Genomic DNA, 24,898 nt, shown 5'->3' on the forward strand with positions numbered 1-24,898 from the left:
CTTAGTTCTTCAGCAAAATATCGAATAAATTGCTGGCATGTTCACGCGCCACGGCACGCTCCCAACCCGCCAGCGGTATCAATAGTTTGCGCAGCAAATCTTTTACTTCGGGGTGCACATCACGCATCTGCTTCCAGTTATGCGAAGCCAAGGTATTGCTCAGTTCGGCATGCTCGAACACTTTGGTGGTAATGACTTTGGCCACATCGTCGCTAAGCTCTTTGGCTAAATAGTGATACGCCGCCGTTTGTGCTGCATTGGCAAACCCGCTATCACCATCTTTATCGCGAATACGTTGCCCGAATAGCTCTAGCTGCTCCAAAAACTGCGCCTGCGTGATACGGCCTGCTTTTTCTTCGAGCAGCAGTTTTTCCAGCTCTTCAGCCAGTTTGTCAAAAAACGCGGGGTCTTTATCTCGGCCCGTCACTATTGTGTGTTTGAGCTGATTTTTCATCGTCAGCGCTTGGCTGCCCGCATTTGCACCGCGCTTGAGGCGTGCCATATCACTCGCATCCAGAATCGAGACTTCATGCCCCAGCAGGCTCTTTGCAGGGCTGGCGTTGATGTACTCGTCCAGCAATTGCTGCAGCAGCACTGATTCCAACTTGGTAATCCGCTCCTTGTACGCATTGCTCGGCAACTTATCGCGCAGCATCAGGCGAATTTCGCCGAATAGCGTGAAATAGGGCTTGAACGGAATGCCACGTACATCGGGCAAAATAATGTCGAGCGAGCGATTAAACTGCTTCACCAAGGCGATAAATTCTTCGACCACATCAAGGCGAGTATCGGGGTCCAGATACTGCTCGGCGTCGTCTTTGTAGTCTTCGCACTGCGTCACAGGGTCATGCTTGCGTGGCAGCAGCTTTAAAATTCGCTCCAGCGTCGCCTGCGCTTTCGGGATTTCACTTTCGACGCCTTCCCAGACCTGCGTAGGTTTGACTTCGCCGCCGTAGATTTTTAGCGCATGGTCTAGGTGCTCAACTACGCCGTGGTAGTCAACGATATAACCCGCATTTTTACCCGCCAAAGTGCGGTTCACCCGCGCAATGGCTTGCAACAGCGTGTGCTCTTTCAGCGGTTTATCCAGATACATCGTACCCACAATCGGCGCATCCCAGCCGGTGAGCAGCATGTCCGACACGATAATCAGGCCGATATTATTGGCATGCACTTGCCCATCGCGGCCTTTGCTTTCATCGCCATACGGCAATGGGAATAGCTTACTCACAAAGGTACTAATTTCATCGGGCAACAGGGCTACAGGCGTTTTCTTGGCCTTCACTTCAGCCTTGATGCGCTCTTCAATCGAGGCAATTGCAGCCGCATCGACCCCGCGCTTTTCTGCCTCTTCGGCTTCGCTATGCCCAGTGCGCTTGGAAGTAATCCCCGCCAGCGAAATCACCACGCGGCTCTCGAAAGTTGGTAAACCTGCCTTGGCGCGCTCCGCCATTTTGGCGTCGAGCAAATCCTTGTACGCCACCGCCATCTCGCGGCCATCGCACACCAGCATGGCTTTGAGGCCCTTGGCCTGCACATTGGCTAAAAAGTGCTCAATCAAATGCTCGGCGACTTTTTCCAAACGGCCCGCAGCAGCACGCCATTGCCTTAATAGCTCTTGCTTGAGGGCGACTTTTTTAGCTTCAGATTCTTCGCCAAACATCGCTTTAAATGCGGCATCAAGGCCCACACTGGCCACCAGCTCAATCCATGCATCGAGGTATTTAATCGGCAGCGTTGCGCCATCGGCCACCGCTTCGTGCAAGCGGTACTCGTCAATGTATTCGCCACCGCCAAACTCCCCTAGCGTGTGCTTGTCGTCTTGCAGCAGTGGTGTACCTGTAAAGGCCACAAACTTGGCGTTGGGCACACTGGCGCGCATAAAGGCCGCCAAAAAGTCGTATTGGCTACGGTGCGCCTCATCGACCAGCACATAAAAATTGGCCTTAGTGCTCAAGACGCGGAAGTTAATCTTCTCGCGGGACACTTCCACCCATTTCGGCTTCAGCAATACGCCGTCTTCATCGGCCATGCCAAAGTGGGCATTGGTCTGCTCTACGATATAAAAATCGTTGTCGACCCGAATCCGTACATGCCGCTTGGCTTGCTCGCTGGGTTTTAATTCATCGCCGTCATCCGCATCTTCAGGCGTATCTGGCCCATCGCTCTCAGCTTGTTCGTCTTGCTCTTGGAATTTATGCACCGTACTGGTCAGCACGCTGCCGTAGTCATTCGACAGAATCTTAATCAGGCCATCGACTGAATGCGCCTTCATTGCCTTAATGCCAATGGCGCAGAACGTCTCGAAAATCTGTTGGTCGAGGTCTTTGCGGTCGGTTAGCACCAATACGGTCGGGTTATTCAAGCCCAAAGCATCGCTGCGTAAATAGCGCGCCAGTAAGGCCATCGTTAGCGACTTGCCGCTACCCTGCGTATGCCAGACCACGCCACCCATTGGCTTCGGTGCGGTCAAGCGGGCCAAGGTTTTGCGAATCGCCCGCCATTGCTGATACCGCGGCAATTTCTTCATCACCTTGCCATCGCGCACCTCAAACAGCACCAAATGCGTAATCAGCTCGAGAAAGCGGCTTGGTTCAAACAGCGCCCAAAGCAATTCGTCCTGCTCGCTCGGCTCGTCGCCCAGCGCTTTAATCACCTGCTGGCGTTCTGCTACTTGCAATCGATAGCGGGCATAGTAATCGGGCTTGGTTGCAATCGCGGCATACCGCCCTTGGCGGCGATTTAAGCCGACCAGCACTTGGTTAAACACAAAATGCGGTGCAAAACTGCGTTGATACCCATCGAGCTGCCCGAGTGCCTCTTCCAGCCTGTGGTGTGATGCTTTGCACTCAATCATCGCCAGCGGCAGTCCGTTCACAAACAGCAGAACATCAGGCCGAAATTTATCACCATCGGCATTCGCGCCAACAAACTGGTCGACCACATGAAAATCATTGTTTTTGGCATTGCCGGCGTCAAAAAAGCGCACGCTTTTCATCAAGCCCTGCGCGTCTTTCACCTGAATATCGCTGCGGTGAACGACCTGCTCCCAAAATGCACGATTCGCGGGGATTAGCTCGTCATTCACCCGCTTTTTCAGCTCAATCACCGCCGCAGCTTCGCCCCCCGCTGTATCGGCCAGCCAAGGGTTTAGTGCCAACAAACGCGCCTGTAATATATCGAACAATATCGGCGCTAAATGGCGCACTTCGGGGTGGATGTCTTTGCCAGAGAGGTGGGTGTAGCCCAGTTTGACCAGGCTGGCGATGGCAGGGTTTTCGACGCCGATTTTTTCTGCTGCTGAACTCATTCAGTGCTCTCTAGCAGTGCTGTTTCAGGTTGATGGGTACGATAAAAAACAATGGTGTGATTGTCGGGTAATTTGCGTTCGCCCAATTCAAACAAATTGGTCGCTTTAATAAGCTGGTCCCAGCGCTTGAAGCGGTAGCGGCTCGGAAAGTGTTCAGGGTAATGCTGGCGAATGTAGTTGATTGCATCATTCAGCTTGGTCCAGCCTTCCGAAGCCAGTTTTTGCTCGGCCTCACGTAATGCGGCCACCACTGGCGTCCACTGCCACATATGCTCACGACCACCCGAGGGGTCAATGCCATAGAACAGCAGGTCTTTAAACTCGCTTGTGTCATATAGCTGGGCCATCATATTTCGAGCCTCATCCAGCGCAGCGAGGTGTGCTTTTAACTCTTCATGCTGGACGCGAACTTGCACATAACAATCATCCAGATAGTCAGAAGCACTGTTCAGCGACGCCTCATCTTGCAAGTCAAAACGCTCAAAAAAGTGATGCACCAGCCCGTTACGCATTTCAACTAAGGCACTGAGCTGCCCACTTATTCTTTCAAACTGCTCGGGGCTGACTTCGGTTGTCGAGTTAAGTCTAATTCTTATTTTTCCATCATAGGGTTCATCATCCCTAGTCGTATCAGACTCAGTATCCTGCCCATCAACCTTCGGCAAATGCACATGCTCACCCGTAAATTGCTTCACCAATTGACCAAGTGTTTTGGTGCGAACGGCCTCTTTCTTGTCATCCAAGGTGTGGCGAATGCCATCCTCAGTTTGCACTACTTCAAAGTTCGAATGCGCCAACAGCACCTTCAGCCCACGCTCATACCATTGCAACATCAGCACCACGCGCCCCAGCTTGCGCTGTACGTCACGGTTTAAATTGTGAAGAGGTCTAATTGGGCCGAATGGCATTATTCATTTTCTTTGCAAACTAGTGCAGCACTCGTATAGGTGCGAAATTTATAAAGTAGTTCTAACAGTTGACTTATAACTGTCTTCGCTTGCCACACTTTAAACATTTCTCACCGCTAGACAGTGCCTTCCAGTCCAAACATTGTTCTTTTCCTGGGCATTCAGGCAAATCTGTAGTTCCCCCAACAACCACTCCTTCAATTATGCCAGTTTCAATGTCAATTTTAATTTTCTCTCCCAAATCAGGTGGAATTACTGGATGAGAAATTTGGTCCGCCATGTTTAAACTCCCACTTTACAACTAGGTACTCGCCACTCACCACTCAACAGCTTTTGCATCAGCCCGCGTTTTAGGGTTTGGTAGTGGGTCTGTTTGTTCGTAAGCGCAGCAATCTTTGCATTTATCCCGTCTAATACTTCAGCTATTTTTAGCTGCTCGCTCATTGGGGGCGTCGCTACTTTCAATTGCGCCAAATCGTCGAAATAAATCCGAATCCGAACACCACCATCACCTGAGCGCCCAACGAAACGTTCCCATGCATCTGAACGGCGGAAATGGTCAAGAAAGTCTGCGGATAGTGCCTGCGGTTTAGTAGAAAACACGACGTAATCGGGGCTAACCATCACAGTCTGATTCTGAACATTGCGGGCAATCGAGCCAATATTGATACGCATCGGGTTATAGGCAAACGCATCGGGCTCAACAATGCGACATCGGTCAGTGGATGCCCCCTTTACCCGTTCCCGCATTGGCACTAAGCCATCACTTTTCAAAACACCGCACAGCTTGTCGTCATCGAGTTCGCCTGCATTACGCTTGCGACTTTCCGCAGCCAAAGCACCAAGTGGCTGCACAGTCCACCCCGCAGGAATCTCACCCAGCTCGGTTTGCTGAAATTCGGTGTGGGGGTGCCATTGGCCATTGGCGTCTTGGGTGCCGACGCCTTGGCTGAACAGGGTTTGCATCAGGCCGCGCTTGAGCGTGTTGGTCGCATCAATCTGCCGTGCAATCACGTCCAGCTTGTCGTCCACCGCAGTCAAAATCGACGAGATTTTTTCTTGTTCGGACACTGGCGGCAAGGGGATTTCTAAGCCATCAATTAATCCCTTGCTCAAATTGGGCTGAGCCGCACCCTGGCACATTGAGAGCAATTTCTCGGACTGGCTTTCTAACACCCAAAACAAGTATTCATTGAACAATTCAGGGCAAGTAGACCGTATAGATAAAACGGCCTGATTTGTAGCAGCCTCAATCTTTAACTGAGCAATCTTCCCAGCCGTTGCACCATACATTGCAACTAAAATTGCTCCAGCTTCGACAAGTTTGGCGCTTGAATTGGTTAAGGCACTCTCAGAAATACATTCTTCAGTCGTCACAACCTTTCGACTATTTACCTCGCCCGATTTCACCCAGGGAATCGTACCGATGAAATTTTCAGCAAGACTCCTATTTGGAGTTCCACCCGCATAACTTCTAGTCAAAAGAGATAGTCGTTTTGACTCCCAATCCTCAGGAATCCACCCAATCGCCGTTTCTTTATATCCCGCCTTACCGACCACATTCATTGCAAAACCTCACTGGTATTACCCTGCAGGTCAATATCAAAAATAGCCACAGACAGATACCCCATCACACGCCTCCATCCAGCAAGCCCAACTCAGCCAGATAGCCGTTCAGGCGAGCGTCGATGGCGGCTTCTTCATCGCTCAGGGCGGCGAGCTGCGCCAGCGTGGCGGCTACGTCGACCACGTCTTCGACTTCGCCGTTGTCGATGTAGCGGGCGATGTTCAGATTGCCATCGTTGGCGCGGATTTCAGCCAGCGGCACGACGCGACAGTAATGGTCGACTTCGGTTTGCGAGGTGAACGCAGCTTTGTGCGTGGCGCTGATGCGCGCGATGTCTTCGCTGCGCAGGCTGTTTTGCGCCTTACCCTCGGCGTAGTCGGCGCTGGCGTCGATGATGATGACTTTGTCTTTCAGCGCGGCGGGTTTGGCTTTGTTCAGCACCAGTACGCAGGCGGGAATGCCGGTGTTGTAGAACAGCGCGGATGGCAGGCCGATGATGGCTTCAATCAAATCGCCTTGCTGATTACCGCTGGCGGCATCCGTGCCAAACAGCAGGCCATCGCGGATTTTGCCTTCTTCACCACTGCGGAACAGCACGCCATGCGGCAGCACCACGCAGAGGCGGCCATTGTCTTTCAGGCTGGCGAGCATGTGCTGCACAAAGGCCAAATCGGCGTAGCCACGCGGCGGCACGCCATAGACAAAGCGGCCATACGGGTCGCTGAGCTCTTTGTAATTGGGCGCTTTGGGCTTGGCGTTGCTTTGGCCTTGCGCGGCGGCTTCGGCGGCCAGCTCCAGCGGAGCCCACCATGCTTTGGCGGAAAACGGCGGATTGGCAATCACGCGGTCAAAGGTGCGCAGGTAGCTGCCGTTCAGGTGGCGCGGGTCGACCAGCGTGTCGCCCTTGGCAATGCCGTCGACGCTCATGTTGTGCAGGTAAAGATTAAGTTTGGCAATCGCCCAAGTGCCGAGGTTTTTCTCTTGGCCAAATAACATGACATTCGGTTTGCCCATCACCAAGCCATTGGGCTGCGCGGCAACGTGGTGCGCGCTTTCGACCAACATACCGCCACTACCACAAGTGGGGTCATACACATGCTGACCCGGCTGCGGGTCGAGAATATTCACCAACAATTGCACCACGCCCTTGGGCGTGTAGAACTCGCCGCCTTTTTTGCCTGCGTCGTCGGCAAATTGCTTAATCAGGTATTCGTAGGCGTCGCCCAGCATGTCGGCTTTGTACAGGTCGGCATTGCCGAGCTTGTACTGATTAAAGTGGCGCAACAGACGTTGCAGCACGGCATCGGATAGCTTTTGCTTGTCGCCGTATTGCGTGGCGGTGAGTACATATTGCAGTTCGGGGTTGTACGCCTCAATCGCGGCAAAGGCTTTATCGAGCGCCTCGCCCAAGTTTTCGGTGCGGCTAATCAGCGACGGCCAGCGGGCATCGATTGGAAACGTGCCGTGCTTTTCTTGGATTTCGTCTTCGGCTTCGCGGCCTGAGATACCCTCAGCCTCGGCCAAGGCGCGCACACGCTCTTCAAACACGTCGTTAAAGCGCTTGAGGAACAGCAGGCCAAAAATGTAGTTTTTGAAATCGGACGAATCAATCGAACCGCGCAGAATATTGGCCGATTCCCACAGCCAAGATTCAAGGGTGTCTAGCGTTAGTTGTTCAGACATGGGTCACTTTGCAAAATCAATGCCGCCCAGCGCAGCGCTGAGCGTGAAAAATGGGTGGTCAGCATGATGCTGACGCGAAGGTGACATATTAATAGATTCGGACGTGAGAGGGTTGACGATTTGCCGATTCTTGTTCAATTTTTCCATCTCAAATCATCGAAGGTCACCAGCCAGCATTCCAATTTTGCTACAGCCGGATATGGGATTGCTGCCAGTTTTGATTGGTGGATTTAAACTCTTGATAAGACCCACTCTAGGTCAATGACAGGAAGTTGTGATGTCTTTAATCTTGCCATTAACATTAAGAATACTGCCCCTCATAGACCACTACTTGAGAATGCACAATTTATACTAGCAATAAAAATAAATTAATAAACAAAAGGAATAATTAATGTCCAAATCCTGGGAAAAGACCGTAGAATATAAGTTTATAATAGATGCAAACAGTGCAGGCTTATTCGAAAATGTCACACCTTTAGATGGCAATGCAGAACAAGCAATGGCAGATGCTATATTTTTAAATTCCGCATACTTTGTTCTGATAGAATTCAAATACTGCAATAAAGGATTTACCAGAGACTATGAAGAAAAATGGGCGAGCGAACTCAATGTAAAAGAAATAGGAGAATTTCTATCCACAATACATAAACCTACCCCATATTATTTCGTGTTCTTTCATCTTGAGCAAAATCACCAACCCAAATTGCACACCGTTAAATATTTCTCTCAAGAAGATACAGAAGACGAACCCCTTGGAATTTTGAAGCATTCAGACAAATATGGACTCAAGAAAGATGACTTCATAGATTTTATGACAAACATGGCTTTATACCGCAAAGGTTCAGGTGTTAGTAGCGGAGGTGGTGGTATGATTTATGGCATCTCAAATGAAGGTAAAATCACAGGGTCTTTTTCCGAAACGGAGTTTATGGAAATAATAAACAGAAAACTAATGCCCCCCGCACCACCGCCACCAGCGTCATCACCATCACCATCACCATCACCATAAATAGAGAATTCTAATTGGCGACAACAATGCGATTAACCAATCTTGTAGATTCGGCCTGTCAATTTTCTTAATACAGCCAATGATTTTTTGATTCAATAGACTATATAGCTCAATTCTTAAAACTATACTCTAGGTCCATTAAACTTCATGATGAGCATCAAAACATTTAGCGCGGAAAATGGCAGGTTTCTCGTATAAGCCTGCAAATATTCGTAATATCGAAAAAACGTGTTAAGGCATATGTAAAAATGCTTGTACGAGCACTGATGGTTAAAGACTTAGAGGTTCAAACACTTCTTTTTTGACTCCTAACAATCTTGTAATTTTCTTTCTTCACCGCATTAAGCACGATAGCGGCTGCAGCAGCCATATCATAGGTCTTGCCTTCAATCATAACTTCATCCATCACGCAAACCACATTGTCGCCAAAAACGTTAAAGCTGGCACCTTCCGTCTTTGCATAGTCGAGAACATGCAAAATAGCACTATAGATACATCGTACTTCACACCTGTCATCATCTAGGTTGGTGTAGACCAACATCCGATTTTCTTTTTCGAAGTAAATTGCAAACACCTCGGGAGAGCCAATTACGTTAAGGCCTCCCGCTCTGAAAAAGTTATACAAAAGCTCTCTAGAACAAAGTTCAGCTATTTCATCAATCGCACTCTGGAGAACGACATCCTTGTTCTGAGCTTTGGCGGGGCTACTTTCCTGTTGATTCATCATGTCGCCTTTGTAAGGTGCCTTATGCTCTCAATCCGAAATCATCCTGCACTTAACTCGCTTAAATGCAGTTTTATGGTATACGAGCACAATATTCGATTATAGGATAGTCTATTTTGGACTATTTTCGGGCGGCCTTCAAGCTGTCAGCTATCCAAAAAGGGCAGCTGATGGAAAAGACTATCTACACGACTGAATACACCACATTCCTTGAAGCGTTGCGCCGCGCGCGTGAGCACGCCGGTCTAACCCAAGTAGAATTTGCAGCTCGGCTGAACGTGACACAATCGTTTGTGAGTAAGTGCGAGCGCGGAGAGCGGCGATTAGATATTGTGGAACTGAGACACTGGTGTAAGGCGTTGGGTATAACGTTAGCGCAGTTCTTAGCTACCTACGATGTGATGTGCAACAACTAACCATCCAGATGCATATTAGGAAAGACAAAAAACAGCTCCAAGGCTTGATTTTGTTTGGTTTTGAGCGCAAATATCATAAGGCGCATCTAGTTGCATGCGTAGAGAATCATCGCAATAACTTGCTACAGCAGGATTTTGGCGACTAAGGCCATCGGTCAATTTTGTTTTAACCTAATATAATGGTTCGATTCCCATCGCCCGCTCCAGATCAAACAAAAAGCCCATGTTCGCATGGGCTTTTTGTTTGCCGATGGTTTCTGTACTTGCCCGTACGACTGGTGCCAAAGCTCAGCTAGCCGCCATTAGCCCGCCGTACATCATTCGCCCCCCCACTTAGCTATTTACCTACAATGTCTAATTACACGTTCAAGCGGCATCATATCTACGCCAAACTAGACGACTGGTCTAATAGAATAATGACTTGATGATTGATTAATGCAAAGGAGCCAATCATGAACAACATTAATTTAGCTGGGCAACAGATCGTGATTTTAGGGGGTAGCTCGGGTTTGGGCCTGGCCCCTGCGCAGCGTGCGATTGATCAGGGGGCTCGTGTGCATATCGGCGCGCGCAATGCAGCACAATTGCAAACAGTGCTACAGCAACTTGGCCCACAGGCCAGCGGCGATGTCTTGGAGATAAGTGATGAAGCTTCAATCAAAGCTTTCTTTGCCAAGCTCACCCAGCTTGATCATCTGGTCATTACCGCGGCCAATAATGCGCCGGGCCTACTGCTGGATACTCCAGTCGAACAGCTGCGCATTAGCATGGATGCCCGTTTTTGGGGGGCGGTGCGCGCTATTCAGGCGGCGGCGCCCAAAATGCCCGCGCACGGCTCGATTGTGCTGACCTCGGGCATGATCAACCAACGCCCACGCCCCGGCATGGCCATCGTGGCCGCGGCCGCCAGCGCGGTGGAAAGTTTGGCGCAATCCTTGGTCGCCGAGCTCGCACCGCGGCGGATTAATGTGATTAGCCCGGGCCCCATGCAAACCCCTTTGCTACAAAGCGCAATGAATACAGCCCAGCTCAAGCAGCTGGCACAGCAACAGCCCTTGCAACGCATCGGCGATAGTGACGACTACGCGCAGGCGGCCCTGTTTGCGCTTAACAATCCTTACCTGAACGGCAGTACTATTCAGCTGAATGGCGGCGCAGCCTGGGTATGAATTGGGCCGACGCTGTGGTTTATCTGCAGCAAGCATGCTGTTTACCACCGCTCACGGCACTAAACCGCCGCCAGCGTAGCGCACCCATGCAGGTGCACTGCGCCAGTGGCGTCAGTTAGCTTGGTGTTAACTGTGAACAGCCGGCATCACCACCGCTTGCGTACCCTGCCCCAGTACAGTGCCACCCTGCTCAGCCGCATATTGTGCTGCGCTGTGGTGATCTGCAAACCAGAGTTTGAGCTGGCCAGCACCGCTGGCCATAAATTGGGCCGCCTGCAATTGCGGCGCGGCGCCCTGCTGCAAAACGGGGCGAAAAGCTTCCCAGCTGGCAAAACCGGCCTCCAGCGCGAGCATGCGCAGTACATGCTTGCGCTGTACCGTGTGGCGCTGCTGAAATAGCTGCGGTAAAGTCGGCTGGCCGCACACTCCAGCGTGTAAAATCCGGCGCAAAATCGGTAAAGCCAGCGCCGGCGAATCGGACTGCGCCGCGCGGTGATATTGCCGGGCCTGGCGCAAATAAAATTGCACGGCGGCCGAGTCGGGGGATGAAGGGGTTAAATCTGCATTGGGCATACCAGCTCCTTAAATAGTGGCCATCTCGCTGTGAGCCACGGAGGGTATGCAAGCTAAAGGCTTGCGCAAAAAAGCAGGTGTTTGCACTTTCGCGAGTTGGGCGTCCAGTCAGCCCATGCGTATGGTAATCAATTGCCGGCGCAAAGCAAAGTGCCACGCGATAATTCTTCCCCAGCCGTGTTTGCAGAGCGTATGATATAGAACATTCGTTCACCCCATTTTGCCATCATGCCTACACCCCATCTGCGGCAACTGGCGCTCAGCGCCCAAGGGCTGAGCTCGCCCAATCCATTCGGCACGGGTCTGGCCGGCACGCAGGCAGCGATTGAGCACCTGGGCTATGTGCAGATCGACACGATTGCCGTGATCGAGCGCGCTCACCATCACGTACTATGGACGCGCGTGGCGGATTACTCGCCACAATGGCTTAATCAGCTGGTAGCGAGCGGCCAGATTTTTGAATACTGGTTTCACGCGGCGGCCTATCTGCCGATGCGCGATTACCGGTTTGCCCAGCATCGGATGGGACTAGTGCGCGATGGCCTGTGGCAGGCCTACCGCGATGTCCCCACCGCGCTATTGCAGGAAATACGCCAGAAAATCGCGCTGGCCGGGCCACTAAGCACCCGAGCGCTAAATCAGGGTCACGGCAAAAGCCAAGGCTGGTGGGATTGGGGCCCGGCCAAACGCGCGATTGAAAAGCTGTTTCTGCGCGGTGAGGTGATGGTGCGCGAGCGGCAAGGCATGGAAAAGATCTATGACCTCACCGAGCGCGTGCTCCCTGCGGGTGTCGATACCCGCGCGCCCAGCCGGGCAGAATATGCCGAGTATCTGTTTGCGCTGTATCTGCGTAATCAGGCGGTAATCACGCTCAAGCAACTGAATCATTTGCAAGCCGATCGACACATCAAGGCCTTGCTGCAAGAACAGCTGGCCGCCGCCGTCCACGACGGCCGGGTGCAGCCGCTCACCGATACCCACTCAACCCAACAAAAAACCCCATGGGGGTATGTTAATACCGCTCATCATTATCAAGAATCTGCCAGCAATACCCAACCCCAGCTTTATCTACTCTCGCCATTTGATAACGCCATCATTCACCGCGAACGCCTGCAGCAGCTGTTTGGCTTTCAGTACACCTTGGAATGCTATGTGCCCGCGGCCAAGCGGCAGTTTGGGTATTTTTGTTTGCCGATTTTGTATGGCCACGATTTTGTCGGCCGGCTGGATTGCAAAGCGCATCGGCGTGAAGCCCGCCTAGAAATACTGAGCCTGCACCTGAGCGCCGACTTCCAAGCCGACGCCGCTTTTAGCCAGGCGCTGCGTGCGCGCCTGCAGGATTTGGCGGCATTTAATCAGTGCCAAGTGGTGGACGAGCGGGCGATTACTGCCCAGTTAGCGCGCCTGTAGTGCGAATAAAAAAGGCCAAGCATGAGCTTGGCCTGCTGGGTACCGCGGGCGATGGGTTCGCGGCTTCAAATTGTGACCGCTTACGCTGCTTTGCCCATGGCTTTGGCCAGCTGGGCAGCGGATTTTTTGGTGAGTTTATCGATTTCACGCTCCAGATAATCCAGCGTAATGGCTTTGTCTTTCACCTTGGTTTTGCGGGTTTCTTTCAGATGCACCGTGCCGGCCAACAGCTCACCGCTGCTGGCGTCTTCCAGCTGCGCCATGGTCCCCACGCGCACCAGATACGGCTCTTTGCCGACCGCCATTTTGGCGATATTGATGGCGGCTTTGGCGGGCAGCACATCAATCAGATCCAGCCCCGGGCGGGTTTGCGCCAGCCCTGTTACCGCAAAACGCAGGCGCAGGGTGTTGGCATCGGCGGTTTCTACCACTTTAATGCCCTGCTTTTGTAATTCGATGCTAAGTTTGGCTTTGAAGTAATTGGCAATCTTGCTGGCCTCGTTCGGTTGCAGCAGCTCCCATTCCTGATTATCGCCCTGACGCAAAAACAGGGGCGCTTCCACAATCACTTGCTGATAGCTCGGCAGGCTCACGCCGGGCTTGAGATACACGCGCTGGCTGGGGTCTTTGGCATCAAGCTGATAAGCCGAAAGCGGAATGGTAAATAGATTATCGCGAACGGCGCTGGTAGCGCTGCTGGCGGCGGCCGTGTTTTCGGCCCAAACCGCTGGGGTGGTCAATAAGGCTGCGGCCAGCATGGCGGCGGTGAAGATCGGTTTCATCGTGGTATCCCTGTAGTTTTCAAACAAGATGATGGTCAGCGCCAGAGTGGCACGCACGTAAGTCGGTATGATGGGTTTTAAGTTCATTGTCAATTTTACCCAAGCACCCGGGCCACCGGCGTCAGTATTGTTGCAACAGTCCCTCCAGCCGCTGCAAGGCCAGCGCCAGCGTAGTGGGGCTGCAGCCAAAATTTAAGCGCACCCAGCCCGGGAAACCAAAATCAGCACCATCCGACAAACCCAGCCCATACGCCTCAAACACCGGCAAAGGCTGGCGCGGATCGATGGCGCGGGCATCAATCCAGGCTAGATAAGTGGCCTCGGGCACGGTCAGCTTGAGGCCACTGGTCGGATAGCGCGCAAACAGCGCCGCCAGCGCGTCCCGATTTTGCCGCAAGGTATGCAGTAATTGGGCATGCCAGCCGCCATCGGCGCGGTACGCCGCTTCAGCGCCCAGATAACCCAGCACATTCACGGACGGCACCAGCCCGGCCATTTCGCGGCGAAAGCGCGCCCGCAAGGCCGGATCGGGAATTACCGCCAGCGCGCAGCCCAGCCCGGGGATATTCCAGGTTTTCGAGGGCGCCAATAGCGTGATCGTGCGCGGGGCAAAATCGGCGGAAAGCGCGGCAAATGGCTGATGCTGCAGGCCTTCATCCAGCAATAAATCGCAATGTATCTCGTCAGAGCACACAATCAGATTGTGTTGGCGGGCAATACCCAGCAGGGTATCGAGCTCATCGCGCTGCCAGGCCCGCCCAACCGGATTGTGTGGATGGCACAAGAGCAAGAGCCGGGTATGCGGGGTGATCGCCGCCGTCAGCGCCGCAAAATCAAACTGCCAGCGCCCCGCCACTTGCTGCAACGGCACGGTAATCAACTCGCGCTGCGCCAAGCCTGGCGCGCGCAAAAACGGCGGGTAGACCGGGGTCATGGTGAGCACGGCATCACCGGCCTGCCCCACGGCGCGGCACGCCAGATTCAGCCCTTGCACTAGCCCCGGCAACCACACCAGCCAATCGGCCTCGATCTGCCAGCGGTAGACCCGCGCGGCGTAATCCTGCACCGCCTCGACCAACGATGCGGGCGGGTTGGTATAGCCCAGCACCCCATGCTGCAAGCGGGCGGCTAGCGCGGCCAACACCTCGGGCGGCGCGGCAAAATCCATATCCGCCACCCACAGCGGCAAAATATCCTGGCCGGCGTATTTATCCCATTTCAGGCTGGCCGTGTGCGCGCGGCTGGGGGGCTGCGTAAACGCGCTCGGCAGTGTTTCGCTCATGCTCTCTCCTTCCCGATCTCGTTGTGTGCCGGCTTAACGCACATGCACATTCGCCCAGCTTTGCCGGCCGAACGGGTTAACGACATAGCCATTCACTTTCGGCGAGCTAATCACCGCGGCTAAAGGGTGCGCCAGCGGAATCCACAAGGCTTGCTCGGCAATCTGCCGCTGCGCTTGCTGATAATACTGGCTGCGCTTGGCCTGATCGGCGGTGGCCCGACCTGCCTGAATGGCGCCATCGAGGGCTTTATCGCAATAGCGGGCAAAATTGAGGCCCGACTCGACCGAGGCGCAGGCAAATTGCGGGGTAAGGAAGTTATCCGGGTCGCCATTGTCACCACTCCAGCCCATAAACAGCAGATCGTGCTCGCCGGCCTTGGCGCGCTTGATCAGCTCACCCCATTCGATGGTTTTGATCTCGGCTTTCACCCCGATTTGTGCCAGATCGGCTTGCAGCAGCTCGGCGCCCGCTTTGGGGTTGGGATTAAGCGTGCTGCCATTGGGGCGTACCCAAATCGTGGTACTAAAGCCATTGGGCAGGCCGGCCTGTTTTAACAGCTGGCGGGCCTTGGCGACGTTGCGGGCGCTTGATTTGGGCGGCAGATAGCTCCAGGTGGTGGGCGGATACACGCCCAGCGCGGCGGTGGCGGTGCCTTCAAAGACGCGGGCCAGATAGGTATTGCGATCAAACACCAGATTCAGCGCTTGCCGCACGGCAACTTTATCCAGCGGCGGGTGGCTGGTATTGATGGCGACAAAGCCAGTGCCAAACATCGGCGTGCTCAGTACTTTGAGCTTGGGATCATTCTTGGCGGCAATCAGCTCTTGCGGCTTGGGCCCCAGCGCCAGATCACACTCACCCGCTTTTACTTTTTGCACCCGTACCACCGGATCGGGGGTGATGGCGTAAATCAGCTTGTCGGCCTTGGGTTTACCGGCCCAGTAGGCCGGATGCGCGTCATAGCGAATCACCGCGTCTTTTTGATAGCTTTTGAGGGCAAATGGGCCGGTGCCGATCGGTTTGCTATTGAGGTCTTTTTGCGCGCCAGCGGCTTCGAGCTGGGCGGCGTATTGCGCCGAGTAGATCGAGGCAAAGCCCATGCTCAAGAGCGGCAAGAAGGTGGCATTGGGCTCGCTCAAGGTAAATTGCACGGTGTAATCGTCGAGCTTGCGGATCTCGCTAATCAGCTTATCGAGCTGAAACGATTTGGCGTGCGGATAGCCACTGACCGCTGTGCCATACCAGGGGTGATTGGGGTCGAGCATGCGCTGAAAACTAAACAGCACATCATCGGCATTCAGCGGCCGGCTGGGGCTGAAATAATCGGTGCGCTGAAACGCCACATTGCGTCGCAGCTTGAAGGTGTATTGGCGGTTATCGCTGCTCACCTGCCAGCTTTGCGCCAGGCTCGGTAGTAATTTGCCGCTGGCCGGGTCAAATTCCAGCAGCCGGTTAAAGATCGGATCGGCCGCCGCATTGGTGTTGGTCAGCGAGTTGTATTGCACCACATCAAAGCCATCAGGGCTGGCTTCGGTACACACCACCAAAGGCTTGGCCAGCGTCATACCGGTAGCCAGTATACCCAGCAAACCCATCATCAATTTTGCTTGCATCGCGATACCCCTGTTGATTTTTGAACACTACGGCAGATCCAGCCGTGGCCGGCACAGGGTTTGATCTTAACGATTTATCGCGGCAATGTCAGTCTCATTTCAGCTTAACGCGCATAGGCGGTGGGCAAATCTTCCCAGCGGGTGGTCCAGCTGGGCGAGCGGCGCAGCTGGCGCATACTCCAGCCCGGCTGCTGGCCACCACAGCTGGCCAGCCGGATGCGGCCACGGCCAAAGCGCTGGTTAATCTGATCCAGCGTGGCATTGAGCCCCGCGCGGCGCAGCGGATCGGCGCTGGCGGCAAACAAATGCCCCTGCACCGCCTGGCGCGGGCACAAATCGCTCAAAATCACCCCCGCCTTGGCATAGGCATAACCGGGCTGATACAGCCGCGCCAGCAGCCACAGCGCCACCCGCGTTAGCTGCACGGTATCATCGCTGGCCTGCGCCAGCGGAAACACCAGATGCCGGCGATACTGCGGCGCCTCGGCGCGAAAGGGATTCGTGCGGATAAACAGCCCGATGCTGCCCGCGGCCGACTGCTGCCGGCGCAGTTTTTCGGCCGCGCGGGCCAGATAAGTGCTAATGGCTTCGGCTAATTCCTGCTGGCTATATACCGGCCGGCCAAAGGAGCGACTGCAAAGGATTTGCTGCTTATCGGCCACCGCGCTTAAGGGCAGACAGCTGAGGCCATTCAGCTCTTGCACCGTACGCGCCACCGGCAGGCCAAACTCGGCCCGCAGCTGGCTGGCACTAGCTTGCTGCAAATCCAGCACGGTATGTATATGCCGTAAAGCCAAGCGCTGTGAGAGCTGGCGGCCAATACCCCAGACTTCATCCACCGGCGTGGCCGCCAGCCACGCCTGCCGCTGCGCGGGTGCCAATGTGCGCCAATCGCACACGCCATTGAGCTCGGGCCGCCGTTTGGCCCAGGCATTGCAGAGCTTGGCCAGCGTTTTGCTAGGCGCAAAGCCCACACAGACCGGCAACCCGGTATGCTGGCGCACCCGCTGGCGAATCTGCTGACCAAAGGCCGCGCTATCGATCGCCATGCCCTGCAAGCCCAAAAAACACTCGTCGATGCTGTAGATTTCCTGCTGCGGTGCCATCTGCCCCAACAGCCGCATCACCCGCGCGCTCATATCGGCATACAGGGCGTAATTGCTGCTCAGGGCCACAATGCCGTGCTGGCGGGCCAGCGCCTGCAATTCGTGCCAGGGCGCGGCCATATTCAGGCCCAGCGCTTTCACTTCGTTGCTGCGCGAGACAATGCAGCCGTCGTTATTCGACAGCACCACTACCGGGCGGCCTTCCAGCTCGGGCTGAAAGACCCGCTGGCAGCTCACATAAAAATTATTGACGTCGACGAGGGCGAACATCTTGGCGAAACGCCTGATAGCAGCCAATCACCACGCCCCAGACTTCCAGGCTTTGCCCTTCTTGCAGCACCAGCGAAGGATAAGCGGGGTTTTCCGGCACCAACGCCAGATGGCCATTGCGCATAAAGAGCCGCTTGACGGTGAAATCGCCATCCAGCACCGCCACCACCACATCGCCGTGGCGAGCTTCCAGCGCCCGATCCACCACCAGCAAGGCGCCGTGGGCAATGCTGCGCGCCGGATCCGGGCCCTGCATACTGTCGCCATCCACGGTAAAGAAAAACGTCGCTTCCGGGTGGCGGATAAAGCGCTGATTGAAATCGACCCGCTCTTCGGCCCAATCTTCGGCCGGCGACGGAAAGCCGGCCGGCACCCGCACCCCCATCAGGGGCACCGGCTGCGGCGGCATCTCGGGCGAACAGGGCCAGGGGCCCAGCAAACAACTGAACATGGCAAAAACCTCATTACAGCAAGCAATGCCACCATTATAGAACGATTGTTCTATTTGCGCGAGTCGCTCGCCGCGTCGCCGCCCTGCCGCTGCTGATTCAGCGCCTGCAAAATTTCGCTCAAGCCCAGCGGCACCGGCAATTGCGCCAACAGCCAGCGCAGCGCCGCCATCACCGCCTCGGGCCTCGTTTCGGGCTGAAAAGCCTGCAGCGCGGCGCCATGCATCAGCAAGCGCAGCGCTAATAATTCGGGCTCATCGGCCGGCTGTTCGGCCAGTAATTGCTGCTCGGCTTCCTGCATCAGCGGCGCCAGCGCGGCCTGCAGCTGGGCATCGCCGCGAGCGGCCATCCACAGCTCCAGCAAAGCGCGGGTGGCATTCGAAGGCGCTTGGCTACTGAGGCTATACAGCACCAGATACAGCCGGCTGCGCACATCCAGCCCAGCCAGTGGCGCGAGGCGCTCAGCCTGGCCATCCACCACCCAGCGGGCAAAGGCAGTTAAAAGTTGATAGCGGCCAGCCGGAAAGTGATAGCGCAAAGCGCCACGGCTCAGTTGCGTGCGCTGGCAAATCGCATCTTCGCTCCAGGCCGCATAGCCTTCGGTGGCCAGGAGGGTTTCGGTAGCGCGCAGTAGCGCCAGCTGAGTGGCTTGCGCGCGAGGTTGCAGACTAGACATGGCGGCATTGTTACAACCCGCCTACGCCGCGTCAACCACGAGTCAGCCTTAGCCGTGGCGAATTTATGCCATGGTCACAAAACATACATCTTTGTATGTTTTCATGGCGACACTTTTCCACGGAGACACTTGCATGACTCGCTCTTCCTTGCTGCTAGGCAGCCTCACCATGGCGTTGGCCAGCCCCAGCTTTGCCCTCAATATTGTCTTAACCAATGACGATGGCCTCACCAGCAATCTGAAAGCGCTGTATGAAGCGCTCAAAGCCAAAGGCCATGATGTCATCGTCTCGGTGCCATGTACCGGCCAGAGCGGCATGGGGGCGGCGGCAAAATTCCTCACCCCGCTCACCCCGCTCTCGACCAGCAATGCCGATCCGAAAACCGGTGGTTGCCTCAATGGCGCAGCCAGCGCCGGTGAGCCGGCCGTAGGTAAAATGAGCAAGGCGGGCTTTACCAATGGCGACTACCACTATGTGAATGGCACACCGATTATGGCCACCATGTATGGGCTGGATGTGCTGGCAATGAAACGCTGGAATAAAGCCCCGGATCTGGTGCTCTCCGGCCCGAATGAAGGCCAGAACGTAGGCAGTATCGTTAATAGCTCGGGTACAGTTAGCAATGCCCAGTTTGCTGCGGCCCGTGGCCTTGCCGCGATTGCGCTAAGCGCCGATAGCAATACCACCGACAACACCAATCTGGCCAACCCACTCTCGAGCACCGTCGCGCAACTGAGCCTCACCCTGCTCAACCAGCTGCAAGCCAAAGCCGGTAGCGGCCCGTTGTTGCCCGCGGGCCTGGCGCTGAATGTGAATTTCCCTAAAGAGCTCAGCAAACCTAGCTGGCGTTTTGCCAAATTTGGCAGCTACAACCTGTATGCGCTCAAATTTGTGGAAGACCTCGGCAATGATCCGGCGGCCAAAGCCTACGGTCTGGGCAACTATCATTTCCCTGGCGTTACCATCAGCCCGGTCAGCACGCCAGCCAGCGCCCAGCAGCAGGAAGACGAATCGGCCGTAGTACAAAACCAGATTGCCGTCACCGCCATGCAGGTGGGTTTTGAGCATCGCCCCCAAGCGCAAACCTGGTTGCGTTTGCGTCTGCGCGAGTTATTCCAATGAGCGGGGGCCAGCCAATGTGGAGATCGCAGCCCTACCGTACCCCGCTCCTGCTGGGGCTAACCGCACTCAGCTTATTCCTGAGCGCTTGTGGTGGCAGTAGCAGCACCCCGAGTGCCACTGCTAGCCCAGCCCCGCAACTCACCGTACCCAATCTGCCAGCCGGTCAATACCGGGTGAGCGTGGGTGAGGATGAACAGCTGCAAATGGGGCTGTATTTCAGCCTTAGCGATGGCAGCCGCGCGCTACTGTTGCAAGATGCCGCAGCCAATACCACAGCGCTGTACCAGCAACAGGCGGGTCAATGGCAACGTATTCCGGCCGCCAGCGGTACGGCTGCGCTGCAGTTCAGCCTAGAGCAAGGGGCAAGCCTACCCGCCAGCGATCTGGCTGCCGGGCGTTATATCGCTCAATACAAGGGGCAAAATCTGGCGTGGCAGCTAAATGCACAAGGTGAGATTAGTGCGGCCAGCGGCAGCAGCTGCGCCCTCAGCGGCAAAGTGGCAGCCCCCGCGGCCAATGGTTTGCGCGCCTTGCAGCTCAAACTGGCGCAATGTGCAGGTTTGCCAGCAGAGCTTACGGGTTGGGTTGTGAGCGATCCGGAAGATCAGCCGGCGCAGCAGCGCTGGGTGTTGCACGATGGCCGTACGCTGTATGAATGGCTAGCGATCAGCGACGATCGCTAAGCCAAGCGAGGTATTGCTCTGCAGACCAATAAAATAAATAGCTACAGAGCAATACCCAAGCACCACCACTCAAACCAGCAAGCGATAGCCGACACCGGTTTCGGTAAGCAGATAAGTTGGTAGGGCCGGATCATACTCCAGCTTTTGCCGCAAATGCCCCATATACACGCGCAAATACTGACTGGATTCGCTGTGATTGGGCCCCCACACCTCGCGCAGCAATTCGCGGTGGGTCAGCACTTTGCCGGCATGGCGAATCAAGGTACTGAGCAGCCGGTATTCAATCGGGGTGAGGTGGATAGCCTGCCCGGCTTTGCTCACTTGCCGCTGCACCAGATCCACGCTGACATCGCCAAACTGAAAAGTCTGCGCCGCTTTGGCGCTTTGCCCGGCATGACGGCGCAGCAAAACCCGAATGCGGGCCAGACATTCATCCACGCCAAATGGCTTGGTCAGATAATCATCGGCCCCGGCATCCAGCGCGGCGACTTTTTCGCCCTCTTGCGCCCGCGCCGACAGCACCAGCAAGGGAATCGACGACCATTCACGCACGCGGCGAATCACTTCCAGCCCATCCAGATCGGGCAGACCCAAATCCAGAATCACCAGATCCGGCTGCCGGCTGGCGATGGTGATCAGCGCGCGCTGGCCGGTTTCGGCCACATGCACCTGCCAGCCCGCCAGCTCCAGCGTGGTTTGCAAAAAGCGCCGGATCGGCGGATCGTCTTCCACCAGCACAATGCTGGCACTTAATTCGGTCATGCCTGGTTCTCAAGGTTGTAGCGGGAGCGGCGGCTCAAGGGTCAGCGCCGGTGACGGCCGCCGCGGCAGACGAAATTCAAATTCTGCCCCCTGCGGGCTGACATTGCGCGCGCTGATCTGCCCATGGTGGGCCTCAATAATCGCCCGACAAATCGCCAGCCCCAGCCCCACGCCGGGCGTGGCCGATTCGGCATGGCCACGGGTAAATTTATCAAACAAGCGCTCGGCCGCGCCAGGCGGCAAGCCGGGGCCATTATCGCGCAAACGCACGCATAAAGTGTCCGCATCGGTGTGAGCGCTGAGCAGCAGCGTGCTGCCGGCCGGCGTGTATTTGGCGGCATTTTCCAGCCAATTGACCAGCACCCGCTCGATCAGCACCACATCGTACTCCACCAACGGTAAATCCGGCGGCAGCTGAATCTGCAGTTGATGCCCAGCCAGTTGGCTGGCACAGGCACGCACGGCGCTGCCGATCACTTCTTCGAGCACATGCCATTCCAGCTGCAGCACCACGCCCGATTGCAGCCGCGCCATTTCAAGCAGATTAAGCACCAGCTGATTCATGCGCTGTACTTCCTCGGCCAGCGTGGCCAAGGTCTGGCGCTGTTGCTCGGCGCTGAGGCGCAAGGCTGGCTCGGCAGCGGCAGAGTGAATGCCGCCCCCTGCTGGCGCGCCTTCCCCCGCCTGCAATAGACTCACCAAACCCGACAAGCGCGTAAGCGGCGTACGCAGATCATGCGACACGGCCGCCAGCACGCTATTGCGCAAGCGCTCGCCCTCCATCGCCACAATCGCATCCTGCGCTACTTCCACATAATGCACACGCTCGAGCGACACCGCGATCTGGCTAGCGCAGGTTTCCAGCAAGCGCTGCTGCTCGGGGCTGGCTAATAACTCGGCCTCACCCGGCTGCAGGGCCAACACGCCACGCAGGCGCATCGGCGCTTTGAGCGGCAGATACAGCGCTTTGGCCGCCGGCAAGGTGCGGGTACTCCAGCCAGCCGGCTCGCCCTGGCGAAACACCCAATCGGCCAAGCCCGGATCAAACTCGCCCAGCTCGCCCGCCGCTTGCAGCTCATCGCTGGCATTGGGCAGCAGCAATAGGCTTTGCCCGCCGAATAATTCGGCCAATTTACGCTGGCCAATTTCCACCACGCTGGCACTGGTCAGCGCCGAAGCCAGCTCACGCCCCAGCTCATACAGCGCCCGCGTGCGGCGCTCGCGATAGGTGGCCACTTGCGCTTCAAAGCGCAGCCGCGCCGCCAGCTGGCTAATCACCAGCGCCACCACCAGCATCAATACAAAAGTAAACAGATACTGGGTATCGCTAACCGTGAACGAGAGCTTGGGCGCCACAAAAAAGAAATCAAAGGTCAAAACACTCAAGATCGACGCAGCCATCCCCGGCCCGCGCCCCCAGCGGATGGCCACCAGCACCACCGCCAGCAAAAAAACGATGACGACATTGGCCGGATCAAACACATGCAATAAGGGCAAGCTCAGCAATGTCGTCAGGCAACACGCGCCCAGCGCGCCAGCGTAGCCAGTCCAGCGTGAACGGGTGGGCACTGGGGCATAAAACGGCTGCGGCGCTTGCGGGCGCTCGCCCGGCCGCAGCGGATCTTCGGCCACCACATACACATCGATGTCCGGCGTGGCTTCGGCCAAGCGCTCGGAGAGCGAGCGCCGCCACAGCGTACGCCAATGGCGCGCATGGGGCCGCCCCAGCACCAGCTTGGATACATTGCGGCTGCGCGCATACGCCAGCAGCGTGGTCACTAAGCTGGAGCCGGCCAGGACCGAGGTTTCGGCGCCTAATTCTTGCGCCAAGCGCAGGCTGGCCAGCACGCGTTCACGCTGGCCTTTGCTGTGCTGCAAGAGCGCCGGGGTTTCGACATACACGGCCAGCCAATCGGCATGCAGGCTGGCCGCGAGCCGGGCGGCGCTGCGCACCAGTTTTTCACCCGCCGCGCCCGGGCCCACGCAGACCAAGAGCCGTTCGCGCGCCTGCCACACCGGCTGAATCGCCTGATCGGCGCGATAAGCGCGCATTTGCGCATCCACCCGATCCGCCGTGCGGCGCAAGGCCAGCTCGCGCAGCGCCAGCAGATTGCCTTTGCGGAAGAAATGCTGCGCGGCACGCTCGGCCTGCGCACCTAGGTACACCTTGCCAGCCGCCAGCCGATCCAGCAGCTCTTCGGGCGGTAAATCCACCAGCGTGACTTCGTTGGCGGCGTCAAACACCTTATCGGGTACTGTTTCACGCACCACAATGCCGGTAATCTGCCCCACGATGTCATTGAGGCTTTCCAGATGCTGCACATTGAGCGTGGTGTAGACATCAATCCCTGCCGCCAGCAGCTCTTCCACATCTTGCCAGCGCTTGGCATGGCGGCTGCCGGGCAGATTGGCGTGGGCGAATTCATCAATCAGCATCAGCTGTGGCGCGGCCTGCAAGGCCGCATCCAGATCAAACTCGCTCAGCTGCCGGCCCTGATACTCCACCACCCGCCGCGGCAGCAGTGGCAAATCCAGAAGCTGGGCTTCGGTTTCCTGCCGGCCATGGGTTTCTACCACACCGATCAGCACCGACACGCCGGCCTGCTGGCGGGCGCGTGCGGCATTGAGCATGGCAAAGGTTTTGCCCACGCCAGCGCAGGCCCCAAAGAAAATCTTCAGCCGGCCGCGCGCCGCGTGGGCTTCTTCACGCTGCAGCTGCGCCAGCAAGGCATCGGGATCAGGGCGGGCCGGGCTACTCATTGCGGCAATTCATCCAAAGCTAAATTAAGGGCCAGCACATTTACCACCGGCTCGCCCAGAATGCCCCATTGTGCGCTGCGGGTATGCTGTTTGACCAGCCGCGCCACCGTCTCCACCGGCAGATGCCGCGCGGCCGCCACCCGCTCCAGCTGATAGGCCGCCGCCGCCGGGCTAATGTGCGGATCCAGGCCAGAGGCCGAAGTGGTCACCAAATCCAGCGGTACCGGCGCGCTTTGCCCCGGATGCGCGGCCCGCAGCGCGGCGACGCGCTCGCTCACTTGTTGCTGCAAGGCCGGATTCGTCGGGCCCAGATTCGAGCCGCCCGAAGCCAGCCCGTTGTAGGCCAAGGTGGCCGTGGCCGAAGGGCGCGACCAGAAATACCGTGGCCCGCTAAAAGCCTGCCCGATCAGCGCCGAGCCCGTTACCTGGCCATCGCGCTGCAGCAAGCTGCCATTGGCCTGCCATGGCCAAATGGCTTGCGCCAGACCGGTGGTCAGCGCCGGATACACCACGCCGGTAATGATCGTGAGGCCCAGCAACAGCACCAGCGCAGGGCGAAATTGTTGCGACAATGATTGCGACATCTGTGAACTCCTTACGGGGTATATACCCCACCCCAGTA

At 56.2% G+C, this 24,898-nt stretch carries 23 protein-coding genes; 6 read left to right on the forward strand and 17 right to left on the reverse strand.

The genetic code is table 11. From position 1 onward, the window contains the following. Nucleotide 1: 1 nt before the first annotated feature. From G482_RS0106930 to G482_RS20290, 6 genes are all read right to left on the reverse strand, one after another. A complete protein-coding gene (locus tag G482_RS0106930) occupies nt 2-3,310 on the reverse strand; it encodes a type I restriction endonuclease subunit R (protein WP_028449431.1) in 3,309 nt (1,102 codons plus the stop codon). Next, nucleotides 3,307-4,218: an OST-HTH/LOTUS domain-containing protein gene (locus G482_RS20280; protein ID WP_028449432.1), complete on the reverse strand. Its 912-nt coding sequence runs from the start codon at nt 4,216-4,218 to the stop codon at nt 3,307-3,309. Before G482_RS20280 ends, G482_RS0106930 begins: the two co-directional genes overlap by 4 nt. A 73-nt stretch (nt 4,219-4,291) precedes the next feature. Next, nucleotides 4,292-4,498 carry a hypothetical protein gene (locus G482_RS20285; RefSeq protein ID WP_156905364.1) on the reverse strand — a complete coding sequence of 69 codons (207 nt, stop codon included), beginning with the start codon at nt 4,496-4,498 and terminating at the stop codon, nt 4,292-4,294. Nucleotides 4,499-4,500: 2 nt separating this feature from the next. After that, nucleotides 4,501-5,784 (reverse strand): restriction endonuclease subunit S, encoded by a 1,284-nt coding sequence (locus G482_RS19510; protein ID WP_051258809.1) that lies wholly within the window; start codon nt 5,782-5,784, stop codon nt 4,501-4,503. Nucleotides 5,785-5,848: 64 nt separating this feature from the next. Continuing rightward, nucleotides 5,849-7,468, reverse strand: coding sequence for a type I restriction-modification system subunit M (locus G482_RS0106950; protein ID WP_028449433.1), 1,620 nt, complete (start codon nt 7,466-7,468; stop codon nt 5,849-5,851). A gap of 3 nt (nt 7,469-7,471) precedes the next feature. Next, nucleotides 7,472-7,615: a hypothetical protein gene (locus G482_RS20290; RefSeq protein WP_156905365.1), complete on the reverse strand. Its 144-nt coding sequence runs from the start codon at nt 7,613-7,615 to the stop codon at nt 7,472-7,474. A gap of 244 nt (nt 7,616-7,859) precedes the next feature. Here G482_RS20290 and G482_RS17670 point away from each other — a divergent pair, with 244 nt between their 5' ends. Continuing rightward, nucleotides 7,860-8,477 (forward strand): hypothetical protein, encoded by a 618-nt coding sequence (locus tag G482_RS17670; RefSeq protein WP_034619155.1) that lies wholly within the window; start codon nt 7,860-7,862, stop codon nt 8,475-8,477. Nucleotides 8,478-8,763: 286 nt separating this feature from the next. Here the strand turns inward: G482_RS17670 and G482_RS0106970 are convergent, their stop codons facing one another. Next, nucleotides 8,764-9,201: a hypothetical protein gene (locus G482_RS0106970; RefSeq protein WP_156905366.1), complete on the reverse strand. Its 438-nt coding sequence runs from the start codon at nt 9,199-9,201 to the stop codon at nt 8,764-8,766. 116 nt (nt 9,202-9,317) lie between these two features. On the opposite strand from G482_RS0106970, the gene G482_RS0106975 reads away from it, so the two are divergent. Then, nucleotides 9,318-9,617, forward strand: coding sequence for a helix-turn-helix domain-containing protein (locus G482_RS0106975; RefSeq protein WP_245575264.1), 300 nt, complete (start codon nt 9,318-9,320; stop codon nt 9,615-9,617). Between the two features lie 452 nt (nt 9,618-10,069). Further along, nucleotides 10,070-10,786 (forward strand): SDR family oxidoreductase, encoded by a 717-nt coding sequence (locus tag G482_RS0106985; protein WP_028449436.1) that lies wholly within the window; start codon nt 10,070-10,072, stop codon nt 10,784-10,786. Between the two features lie 126 nt (nt 10,787-10,912). On the opposite strand, the gene G482_RS0106990 is transcribed toward G482_RS0106985, so the two are convergent. Then, nucleotides 10,913-11,359, reverse strand: coding sequence for a hypothetical protein (locus tag G482_RS0106990; RefSeq protein ID WP_028449437.1), 447 nt, complete (start codon nt 11,357-11,359; stop codon nt 10,913-10,915). 228 nt (nt 11,360-11,587) lie between these two features. On the opposite strand from G482_RS0106990, the gene G482_RS0106995 reads away from it, so the two are divergent. After that, nucleotides 11,588-12,769 carry a winged helix-turn-helix domain-containing protein gene (locus G482_RS0106995; protein WP_034619157.1) on the forward strand — a complete coding sequence of 394 codons (1,182 nt, stop codon included), beginning with the start codon at nt 11,588-11,590 and terminating at the stop codon, nt 12,767-12,769. 80 nt (nt 12,770-12,849) lie between these two features. Here the strand turns inward: G482_RS0106995 and G482_RS0107000 are convergent, their stop codons facing one another. The 6 genes from G482_RS0107000 to G482_RS0107025 form a co-directional block, all read right to left on the reverse strand. Next, nucleotides 12,850-13,551 (reverse strand): DUF3313 domain-containing protein, encoded by a 702-nt coding sequence (locus G482_RS0107000; RefSeq protein WP_028449439.1) that lies wholly within the window; start codon nt 13,549-13,551, stop codon nt 12,850-12,852. 121 nt (nt 13,552-13,672) lie between these two features. Beyond that, nucleotides 13,673-14,833: a MalY/PatB family protein gene (locus G482_RS0107005; RefSeq protein ID WP_028449440.1), complete on the reverse strand. Its 1,161-nt coding sequence runs from the start codon at nt 14,831-14,833 to the stop codon at nt 13,673-13,675. A gap of 33 nt (nt 14,834-14,866) precedes the next feature. Further along, on the reverse strand, nt 14,867-16,447 hold the full coding sequence (locus G482_RS0107010) for an ABC transporter substrate-binding protein (RefSeq protein WP_034619158.1): 1,581 nt from the start codon (nt 16,445-16,447) through the stop codon (nt 14,867-14,869). A 104-nt stretch (nt 16,448-16,551) separates the two neighbouring features. Next, nucleotides 16,552-17,823: a Y-family DNA polymerase gene (locus G482_RS0107015; RefSeq protein WP_034619161.1), complete on the reverse strand. Its 1,272-nt coding sequence runs from the start codon at nt 17,821-17,823 to the stop codon at nt 16,552-16,554. Continuing rightward, nucleotides 17,798-18,274, reverse strand: coding sequence for a LexA family protein (locus tag G482_RS17675; protein WP_034619163.1), 477 nt, complete (start codon nt 18,272-18,274; stop codon nt 17,798-17,800). The genes G482_RS0107015 and G482_RS17675 overlap by 26 nt, the downstream gene beginning before the upstream one ends. A gap of 50 nt (nt 18,275-18,324) precedes the next feature. Beyond that, nucleotides 18,325-18,948 carry a TetR/AcrR family transcriptional regulator gene (locus G482_RS0107025; protein WP_028449443.1) on the reverse strand — a complete coding sequence of 208 codons (624 nt, stop codon included), beginning with the start codon at nt 18,946-18,948 and terminating at the stop codon, nt 18,325-18,327. A gap of 133 nt (nt 18,949-19,081) precedes the next feature. Here G482_RS0107025 and G482_RS0107030 point away from each other — a divergent pair, with 133 nt between their 5' ends. Next, nucleotides 19,082-20,071 (forward strand): 5'/3'-nucleotidase SurE, encoded by a 990-nt coding sequence (locus G482_RS0107030; protein ID WP_028449444.1) that lies wholly within the window; start codon nt 19,082-19,084, stop codon nt 20,069-20,071. A 14-nt stretch (nt 20,072-20,085) separates the two neighbouring features. Further along, nucleotides 20,086-20,754 (forward strand): hypothetical protein, encoded by a 669-nt coding sequence (locus G482_RS0107035; protein ID WP_156905367.1) that lies wholly within the window; start codon nt 20,086-20,088, stop codon nt 20,752-20,754. 69 nt (nt 20,755-20,823) lie between these two features. Here the strand turns inward: G482_RS0107035 and G482_RS0107040 are convergent, their stop codons facing one another. From G482_RS0107040 to kdpC, 3 genes are read right to left on the reverse strand one after another with little or no spacing between them, the layout of a single operon-like run. Next, nucleotides 20,824-21,516: a response regulator gene (locus G482_RS0107040; protein WP_028449446.1), complete on the reverse strand. Its 693-nt coding sequence runs from the start codon at nt 21,514-21,516 to the stop codon at nt 20,824-20,826. A 9-nt stretch (nt 21,517-21,525) separates the two neighbouring features. Beyond that, nucleotides 21,526-24,276 carry a DUF4118 domain-containing protein gene (locus tag G482_RS0107045; RefSeq protein ID WP_028449447.1) on the reverse strand — a complete coding sequence of 917 codons (2,751 nt, stop codon included), beginning with the start codon at nt 24,274-24,276 and terminating at the stop codon, nt 21,526-21,528. Then, entirely contained in the window at nt 24,273-24,860 is a 588-nt protein-coding gene (gene kdpC / locus G482_RS0107050) for a potassium-transporting ATPase subunit KdpC (RefSeq protein ID WP_156905368.1), read from the reverse strand. The genes G482_RS0107045 and kdpC overlap by 4 nt, the downstream gene beginning before the upstream one ends. Nucleotides 24,861-24,898: the final 38 nt, after the last annotated feature.

Source organism: Chitinibacter tainanensis DSM 15459, from assembly GCF_000429785.1.
Lineage (GTDB): Bacteria > Pseudomonadota > Gammaproteobacteria > Burkholderiales > Chitinibacteraceae > Chitinibacter > Chitinibacter tainanensis.